We start from the raw sequence: 8,224 nt of genomic DNA, 5'->3' as shown, positions 1-8,224 counted from the left end.
GTGCGGCGGCCAGGTGTCGACGAAGTCGGGATCATCGGAGAAATGTGCGCCCGGATCGATGTGGTAGTCACGCGTGGCCACGACGATGCCGTAGTCGTCCGTCAATGACTTCAGCGACCGCGCGACCGCAGTGCCGCCGTTCACGCCCAGTGCGCCACCCTCACAGAAGTCGTTCTGGACGTCGACGACGATGAGCGCTTGGGCTGGACTGACGTCGTCGTCGAAGTGTGGGCTGGACATTCCGATCTCCTCGGGTCGTGGCTGGGCTGCTGTGTGATCGGCTGCTGTCTGATCGGTTGCGGTTGCTCGTGTGCTCAGGTGCTTGAGTAGTTGGGTTGCTCGCTACCGGTTCGATGCTTGGACGTGGGCGGGTGGGGATCGGTTCCCTGGGCTGTCAGCCGAGTTGGAAACGCGTCGGTACGGCGGGATCTCCGTGCGAGAGTCCGAGTCCCTCCCACGGCAGGCTGACCAGACCTTCGGCGAGGAACGCGCGCGCGTCGTCGAGCGTCGGAAGGTCGTCGACGCGACGCCCACCGCGAACCAGCGGGATCTGCAACGGGCGGACGACGTGTCCCGGAACGTCCGGTGTCGGTGTTTCGGCGCGGTAGAGGATCTCCTCGACGATGGTGCCGGTGGGACGCGCGACCCGCACGGCATTTTTCGCGCCGCCCTTCGACTCCTTGTGGCTGGCGCGTTTGGCGACGGGGATGCCGTCGACCTCGACCAGCTTGTAGACCATGCCCGCAGTCGGGGCGCCGCTGCCGGTGACCAACGAGGTTCCGACGCCATAGGTGTCGACGGGCTCGGCGCGCAGCGACGCGATCGCATATTCGTCGAGGTCACCGGAGACGACGATCTTAGTGTTCGGAGCGCCCAGCTCGTCGAGTTGCTCGCGGACCTGACGTGCCAACACGCCGAGATCGCCGGAATCGATACGGACTGCACCGAGCTCGGGACCGGCCACCTCGACGGCGTTGCGTACGCCCTGGGTGATGTCGAAGGTGTCGACGAGCAGCGTGGTACCGACACCGAGTGTCTCGATCTGCGCGGCGAACGCTGCCTTCTCGTTGGTGCCGTCGGGTTCGGTGAACGCGAGGGTGAACGAGTGCGCCGCGGTTCCCGCGCTCGGCACGCCGTAGGTACGCGCCGCCTCGAGGTTCGACGTTGCCGCGACACCCGCGAGGTAGGCGGCCCGTGCGCTCGCCACGGCCGCCCACTCATGCGTGCGACGCGATCCCATCTCGATGATCGGGCGCCTGCTGGCCGCGCTGACCATGCGGGCGGCCGCGGAGGCAATGGCGCTGTCGTGGTTGAGGATCGACAAGATCAGCGTCTCGAGTACCACCGCCTCGGCGAAGGTTCCGCGCACGGTGAGGATCGGCGAGTTGGGGAAGTACAGCTCACCCTCGCGATATCCGTCGATGTCGCCGGTGAATTCGTAGTTGCGCAGCCACTCGACGGTCTCGTCGTCGAGGAAGCGTTCGACGACGGCGATCTCGTCGTCGCCGAAGCGGAACTGCGTCAGCGCATCGAGGATACGAGCGGTGCCCGCGACGACCCCGTACCGGCGGCCGTCGGGGAGACGGCGCGCGAACACCTCGAACACACACTGCCGGTGTGCGATCGGGTGCCGCAGCGCGGCGGAGACCATGGTGAGCTCGTACTGGTCGGTGAGCAGGGCGGTGTTGCGGATGGTCACGATCCCTTACCCTAGTTTGTATGGCGCCTGACGATATTCGTGCGCATGAGGCTACCCCCGGAAGCGGCGGCGGAAGCGGTGGCACGGCCGTGGCCGACCCGGCCGTTGCCGACGCCGCGTCGGCGTTCGACCGTCCCTGGGTGACCATCGTCTGGGACGATCCGGTCAATCTGATGCGCTACGTGACCTTCGTCTTCCAGAAGGTCTTCGGATACTCCGAATCCAAGGCGAACCAGCTCATGATGCAGGTGCACACCGAGGGCAAGGCCGTGGTGTCGTCGGGCGACCGCGACAAGATGGAATCCGACGTGACCAAACTGCACGCCGCGGGTCTGTGGGCGACGATGCAGCGCGACAGCTAACAGCGGGCGGGACATACGAGTGCGCGTTTTCAAACGCAAGGGCCGAGGACGCTCGGTGCGGTACACGACGTCGTTGGAGTCTCACGAGTCCGAGCTCCTCGCGTCGATGGTGGCGTCGATGTCGGAGTTGCTCACGGAACGTGAGGCGAGCGCGCCGCGTGACGACCTCGCCGAGCTGACCGGCATCCGGACCGGACACTCGAGCGCCCCGACGGATGCGACCCTCGGCCGTTTGCTTCCCGACTTTCATCGTCCCGACCAGGACACCGAACTCACCGCGGACGCCGTGAACGGGCGGCTCAACGCGGCACTGCGCAGCGTCAACGAACCCAAGATCATCGACGCCAAACTCGCGGCGTCGACGACGATGCTCGCGACCCTGCCCGACGGCGGCGGCGACGTCTCGCTCACCGAGGAGGAGGCGATGTGCTGGCTGACCGCGCTCAACGACGTCCGCCTCGCGCTGGGCGCAATGCTCGGGATCTCCGAGGACACCCCCGACCAGCTCCCGCCCGACCATCCGCACGCCGCCCACCTCGACGTCTATCACTGGCTGACCGTCATCCAGGAGCTGCTCGTCGAGGCGATGATGTGATGACCGGCTGGGCTCCCGCCGGTGATCGCATCACCGATGTGGCAGGCATCGCCGTCGGTCATCACCACCTCGTCGATGCAGACGCCACGCTCGGCCTCGGCGGACCCGACGATCCGCCCGGAACGGGGTGGGCGACAGGTACGACGGTCGTGGTCGTCAGCACGCCGGATGGAGCGACCCATGCCCCGACGGCGGCTGTCGACGTGCGGGGCGGCGGACCTGGGACTCGCGAGACAGACCTGCTCGATCCGTCGAACACCGTCACCACGGTGCACGCGATAGTCCTGACGGGCGGCAGCGCCTACGGACTTGCCGCCGCGGACGGGGTGATGGCCGGGCTCGAGGAGTCGGGTCGTGGCTTACCGATGAACGCCCAGGGCGGCGTGGTCCCGATTGTTCCGGCGGCCGTCATCTTCGACCTCCCGATGGGCGGGTGGACCAACCGTCCGGACGCGGGCTTCGGACACGCGGCGCTGCAGGCTGCGGGCGCCGAGGTCGCTCAGGGCAGTGTCGGCGGCGGGGCCGGAGCTCGGGCGGGCGGACTGAAAGGTGGAGTGGGTACGGCGTCGTCGCGCATCGAGACCGGCGCGGCGTCGGGCATCACCGTCGGCGCGTTGATCGTCGCCAACCCGGTGGGCTCGGTGATCGATCCGACTACCGGATTGCCTTGGGGTGCAACAGAACACGACCTCGCGTATTACGGACTCGCCCGCCCGGACAGCTCGGATGCCGCGCGATTGGCCGAGGTCGCTGCCAAACAGACCGTGCTCAACACGACGATCGGCGTGGTGGCGACCGACGCCGAACTCGACGCCGCGTCGGTACGTCGAATCGCGATGTCGGCGCACGACGGGCTCGCCCGCGCCATCCACCCCGTGCACTCGCCGCTCGACGGCGACACCATCTTCGCGGTTGCGACCGGAGCACAGCCGACCGAGCCCGCGGCGTTCGTGCCGTCGGGGATGAACCCCGACGTCGCTGTCCTCGCCGAGATCTGCCGCGTCGCCGTGACGGTCACCCAACGCGCGATCGTCAACGCGGTGCTGGCCGCCGATTCGGTGGCGGGCGTGCCCTCCTACGCCGACCTCGCGCCGTCGGCGATCACGACCACCGGCATCGCGTAGCTGCCGGAGTCGTCACCGGGGTCTCGGAATAGCGGCGTCGAGGGGCACGTTGTTCGTCAGGACGTTTATCCGTTCACTTCGAGGAGAGCGAGTGCTGCAGATCAGCCAGGAGTTGGTCGACGAGATGGTCGCGCATGCGCGCGCCGATCATCCGGACGAGGCGTGCGGGGTGATCGCAGGCGCGGAGGGCTCCGACCGTCCCGTCCGGTTCATCCCGATGGTCAACGCCGAGCGGTCGCCGACGTTCTACCGCTTCGATTCGACGGAGCAACTGAAGGTCTGGCGGGAGATGGATCGCAACGACGAGGAGCCGATCGTCATCTATCACTCTCACACCGCCACAGAGGCATACCCGAGCCGCACCGACGTCTCCTATGCCAGCGAACCCCAGGCGCATTACGTCCTCGTGTCCACGCGCGACGCCGACGACACCGAGATCCGGAGTTACCGCATCATCGACGGTGATGTCACCGAAGAACCCATCGAGATCAGGAGCTGAATCAACCATGACGGTCACCGTGTCCATCCCGACCATCCTGCGTACGCACACCGGCGGCGAGAAGCGGGTCGAGGGTTCCGGCTCGACGCTGTCGGAGCTCATCGACAATCTCGAGACTGCCAACCCCGGCCTCAAGGAACGCCTAGTTGCCACGGATGGTGCGGCCGCGGGCAAGCTGCACCGCTTCGTCAACATCTACGTCAACGACGAGGACGTGCGCTTCTCCGGCGGTCTCGCGACCACGATCGACGACGGCGACGAGGTCACCATCCTGCCCGCGGTCGCCGGCGGCGCACTGCCAGCGCTCGGACGATAGGGATTTCGTGGCGCGCTACACGTCGCTGATCTCATCCGTCGGGAACACGCCCCTGATCGGACTGCAACGCCTCTCACCGAGGTGGGACGACACCGACGACGGTCCGCACGTGCGGCTCTGGGCCAAGCTCGAAGATCGCAACCCCACCGGCTCGACCAAAGACCGGCCGGCGCTGCGCATGATCGAGCAAGCCGAAGCCGACGGCCTGCTGCAGCCGGGGTCGACGATCCTCGAACCCACGAGCGGCAACACCGGTATCTCGCTTGCCATGGCCGCGAAGCTCAAGGGCTACCACTTGATTTGCGTGATGCCCGAGAACACCTCGGACGAACGTCGATCACTGCTGCGCATGTACGGCGCCGAGGTGATTTCGTCACCAGCCGCGGGCGGCTCGAATACCGCCGTCCGTATAGCCAAGGAACTCGCAGCGGAGCACCCCGATTGGGTGATGCTCTACCAGTACGGCAATGAGGCCAACTGGCGCGCGCACTACGAGGGCACCGGCCCGGAACTGTTCGCCGATCTTCCCGAGATCACCCACTTCGTCGCGGGTCTCGGCACCACCGGAACGTTGATGGGCGTCGGACGGTATCTGCGCGAACGCGACCCCGACATCGAGATCGTCGCGGCCGAACCGCGATACGGCGACGAGGTGTACGGCCTGCGCAACATCGACGAGGGTTTTGTGCCCGAGCTGTATGACGAATCGGTGCTGACCCGCCGATACTCCGTTCAGGGCGTCGACGCCGTCGCGCGGGTCCGCGAACTCATCGACCTCGAGGGCATTTTCGCCGGAGTGTCGACGGGCGCGATCCTGCAGGCCGCCCGCGGCATCGGCCGCAAGGCGCTCAAGGAGGGTCGACGCGCCGACATCGGATTGGTCGTGCCCGACGCGGGGTGGAAGTATCTGTCCACCGGGGCCTACGACGGTAGCCTTGAGGATGCCGAGCAGGCACTCGAGGGACAGCTCTGGGCTTAGCCGCCTCCGCTGGTCGAGCTTGTCGAGACCACTGCTGGTCGAGCCCAACCCGCTGGTCGAGCCCAACCCGCTGGTCGAGCTTATCGAGACCACCACTGGTCGAGCTACCCTCGCTGGTCGAGCCTGTCGAGACCACCGCTGGTCGAGCTGAACCCGCTGGTCGAGCTTGTCGAGACCACCCGACGAAGGAACGAGATGACACCGAGCACCACCCCCACGCGCGGCGCGCGGCCGCTGTGGGCGCGGTCGGCGATCGTGATGGCGTTCATCGTCGCGGTGCTCGTGATCGTCGAGGCGATCGACGCCGCAACTCACTACGACCTTGATCGCGCCGGCATCGAACCACGCCAGATCGACGGACTCGACGGCATCCTGTGGGCGCCGTTCCTGCACGCCGATTGGCAGCACCTGTTCGCCAATCTGATCCCGCTCGTCGTGCTGGGATTCATTCTGCTGCTGAGCAAACGCTTCCTCATCGTCACCGCAATCGTCTGGATCGTGTCGGGCATCGGTGTCTGGTTGTTCGCGCCGTCGTACAGCGTCACGGTCGGGGCGTCGGGCATCATCTTCGGTTGGCTGACATACCTGCTCGTACGCGGACTCTTCAACCGCGACCTCACGCAGATCGCGATCGGAGTCATCCTCTTTCTCGTATACGGATCGGTGCTGTGGGGCGTGTTCCCCGGCACCTTCGGGGTCTCGTGGCAGGGACATCTGTTCGGCGCCATCGGCGGTGTACTCGCCGCGTGGTTCCTCGCCGACCGGGATCGTCGCCGACGCCCGACGGCCTCATCGGGTCCTGTATCTCCGTATGGTCCGACAACACCGGGGGTGCGGTCATAGTCACCAACACACGCACCGACGCGCCTATCGGCATCTTCGATTCCGGCGTCGGTGGGCTGACCGTTGCCCGCGCGATCATCGACCAACTGCCCGACGAGGACATCGTCTACATCGGCGACACCGCGAACGGACCCTACGGTCCGCTGACCATTCCGGAGATCCGACGACACGCCCTCGCGATCGGAGACGACCTCGCCGAGCGCGGGGTCAAGGCAATCGTGATCGCCTGCAACACCGCGTCCGCGGCCTGCCTGCGCGATGCCCGCGAGCGCTACGCGCCGATCCCGGTGATCGAGGTGGTGCTGCCAGCGGTCCGTCGAGCCGTCGTCGCGACGAAGACCGGGCGCATCGGCGTGATCGGCACGGAGGCGACGATCTCCTCGCGCGCGTATCAGGACTCGTTCGCCGCCGCCCGCGACGCCCAGATCACCGCGGTCGCATGTCCGCGATTCGTCGATTTCGTCGAACGCGGCATCACCAGCGGTAGGCAGATCCTTGGTCTCGCGCAGGGATATCTCGAGCCGCTGCAGGAGGCCGACGTCGACACGGTTGTGCTCGGATGCACCCACTATCCGTTGCTGTCGGGCGTGATCCAGTTGGCGATGGGCGACGAGGTGACGCTCGTGTCCAGCGCCGAGGAGACCGCCAAGGATCTGTTCCGTGTGCTCACCGAATCCGATCTGCTCCACCCGCACACCGGCCGCGAGGCGGTGCGCCACTTCCAGGCGACCGGCGACCCCGAGATGTTCGCAAAGCTGTCGAGTCGCTTCCTCGGACCTGTTGTCCGACCGGTGGATCCGGTCTGACGTGCGGAGTGTCGCCGACGTCGGATCGGTCACACGTCCGAGTCGGCGTGTCTTGTGACCGATAAGTGGTCTGCCCGCCATGTGCGCGTGGCAATGTAGGTCGTATGCGTCTGACTGTCCTGGGCTGTTCGGGCAGTGTCGGTGGCCCCGGTGCGGCCTGCTCGGGCTACCTGCTGACCGTTCCCGGCCATCGACCCGTGCTCGTCGATTGCGGCCCCGGGGTGATGGGGGAACTGCAGCGGATCGTCGACCCGAATGACGTCGACGTCGTGCTGAGCCATCTGCATGCCGATCACTGCGTCGACCTGCCCGCAATGCTGGTGTGGCGTCGCTACGCGCCGACGCCTGCGACCGGACTGGCGTCGCTGTACGGGCCGACGGGTACCGCGCTGCGGATCGGGGCGGCGTCGAGCGAGTTCGGCGGTCAGATCGACGACATCAGCGATACGTTCGACGTCCACGAGTGGTCGGACAACATCGAGATCACGTTGGGCGGCATCACGATCGAACCCTTCCGCGTCGACCATCCGCCCGCCACGTTCGGACTGCGATTCACCGGTCCGGAGGGGCAGGTCATCGCCTACAGCGGCGACTCGGGTCCGTGCGACGCGGTGATCGATCTCGCCGCGGATGCCGACATCTTCTTGTGTGAGGCGTCGTGGACGCACGCACCGTCGGAGCGCCCTCCGCACCTGCACATGTCGGGCATCGAGGCGGGGGAGATGGCGACCAAGGCCGACGCGAAATCGCTCGCGATCACCCATGTCGCACCGTGGTCGGATGCCGAGGCGATCCTCGCCGAGGCGCGCAGCACCTTCTCGGGGCCGGTCGGCCTCGTGCGTCAGGGCCAGGTGTTCGACCTACCCGGGTGATCTCCTACAGTTGAGTTCGTGACCACACGAGCTGACGGCAGGGCCGACGACGAACTCCGTCCCATCACCATCACCCGCGGATTCACGTCGAATCCCGCTGGGTCGGTGCTGATCGAGTTCGGTCAGACA

10 protein-coding genes and 2 pseudogenes are annotated in these 8,224 nt (G+C 66.8%); 10 read left to right on the top strand and 2 right to left on the bottom strand.

The genetic code is table 11. The features are described from left to right. Both B3T59_RS17240 and B3T59_RS17235 read right to left on the bottom strand, forming a co-directional pair. A pseudogene (locus B3T59_RS17240) lies at positions 1-240 on the bottom strand (isochorismatase family protein); the annotation flags it as partial. 154 nt (positions 241-394) lie between these two features. Beyond that, positions 395-1,699 (bottom strand): nicotinate phosphoribosyltransferase, encoded by a 1,305-nt coding sequence (locus B3T59_RS17235; RefSeq protein ID WP_287004457.1) that lies wholly within the window; start codon positions 1,697-1,699, stop codon positions 395-397. Between the two features lie 20 nt (positions 1,700-1,719). Between B3T59_RS17235 and clpS the strand changes: the two genes are divergently transcribed. The 10 genes and pseudogenes from clpS to rph all read left to right on the top strand — a co-directional run. After that, complete coding sequence (clpS, locus tag B3T59_RS17230) at positions 1,720-2,061, top strand: ATP-dependent Clp protease adapter ClpS (RefSeq protein WP_039856542.1); 342 nt, start codon at positions 1,720-1,722, stop codon at positions 2,059-2,061. A gap of 19 nt (positions 2,062-2,080) precedes the next feature. Continuing rightward, positions 2,081-2,656, top strand: coding sequence for a DUF2017 domain-containing protein (locus tag B3T59_RS17225; RefSeq protein ID WP_287004456.1), 576 nt, complete (start codon positions 2,081-2,083; stop codon positions 2,654-2,656). Continuing rightward, positions 2,656-3,780, top strand: a complete 1,125-nt coding sequence (locus B3T59_RS17220) for a P1 family peptidase (RefSeq protein WP_287004455.1) — start codon at positions 2,656-2,658, stop codon at positions 3,778-3,780. Before B3T59_RS17225 ends, B3T59_RS17220 begins: the two co-directional genes overlap by 1 nt. Positions 3,781-3,871: 91 nt before the next feature. After that, on the top strand, positions 3,872-4,279 hold the full coding sequence (locus tag B3T59_RS17215; RefSeq protein ID WP_005207825.1) for a Mov34/MPN/PAD-1 family protein: 408 nt from the start codon (positions 3,872-3,874) through the stop codon (positions 4,277-4,279). 7 nt (positions 4,280-4,286) lie between these two features. Then, positions 4,287-4,595, top strand: coding sequence for a MoaD/ThiS family protein (locus B3T59_RS17210; protein ID WP_005207824.1), 309 nt, complete (start codon positions 4,287-4,289; stop codon positions 4,593-4,595). 7 nt (positions 4,596-4,602) lie between these two features. Then, entirely contained in the window at positions 4,603-5,574 is a 972-nt protein-coding gene (locus B3T59_RS17205; protein ID WP_005207823.1) for a PLP-dependent cysteine synthase family protein, read from the top strand. A 195-nt stretch (positions 5,575-5,769) separates the two neighbouring features. Continuing rightward, positions 5,770-6,417: a rhomboid family intramembrane serine protease gene (locus B3T59_RS17200; RefSeq protein WP_005207822.1), complete on the top strand. Its 648-nt coding sequence runs from the start codon at positions 5,770-5,772 to the stop codon at positions 6,415-6,417. Next, complete coding sequence (gene murI, locus B3T59_RS17195) at positions 6,414-7,223, top strand: glutamate racemase (protein WP_039856561.1); 810 nt, start codon at positions 6,414-6,416, stop codon at positions 7,221-7,223. Before B3T59_RS17200 ends, murI begins: the two co-directional genes overlap by 4 nt. Positions 7,224-7,327: 104 nt before the next feature. Next, a complete protein-coding gene (locus tag B3T59_RS17190; RefSeq protein ID WP_005207820.1) occupies positions 7,328-8,095 on the top strand; it encodes a cyclic nucleotide-degrading phosphodiesterase in 768 nt (255 codons plus the stop codon). Positions 8,096-8,113: 18 nt separating this feature from the next. Beyond that, positions 8,114-8,224 (top strand): annotated as a pseudogene (gene rph / locus B3T59_RS17185) (ribonuclease PH); the annotation flags it as partial.

The organism is Gordonia sp. UBA7860 (assembly GCF_002500165.1).
Classification (GTDB): Bacteria; Actinomycetota; Actinomycetes; order Mycobacteriales; family Mycobacteriaceae; genus Gordonia; species Gordonia sputi.
Note: the sequence above shows the minus strand (reverse complement) of the source record. Positions and strands in the feature narration are given on the sequence as shown.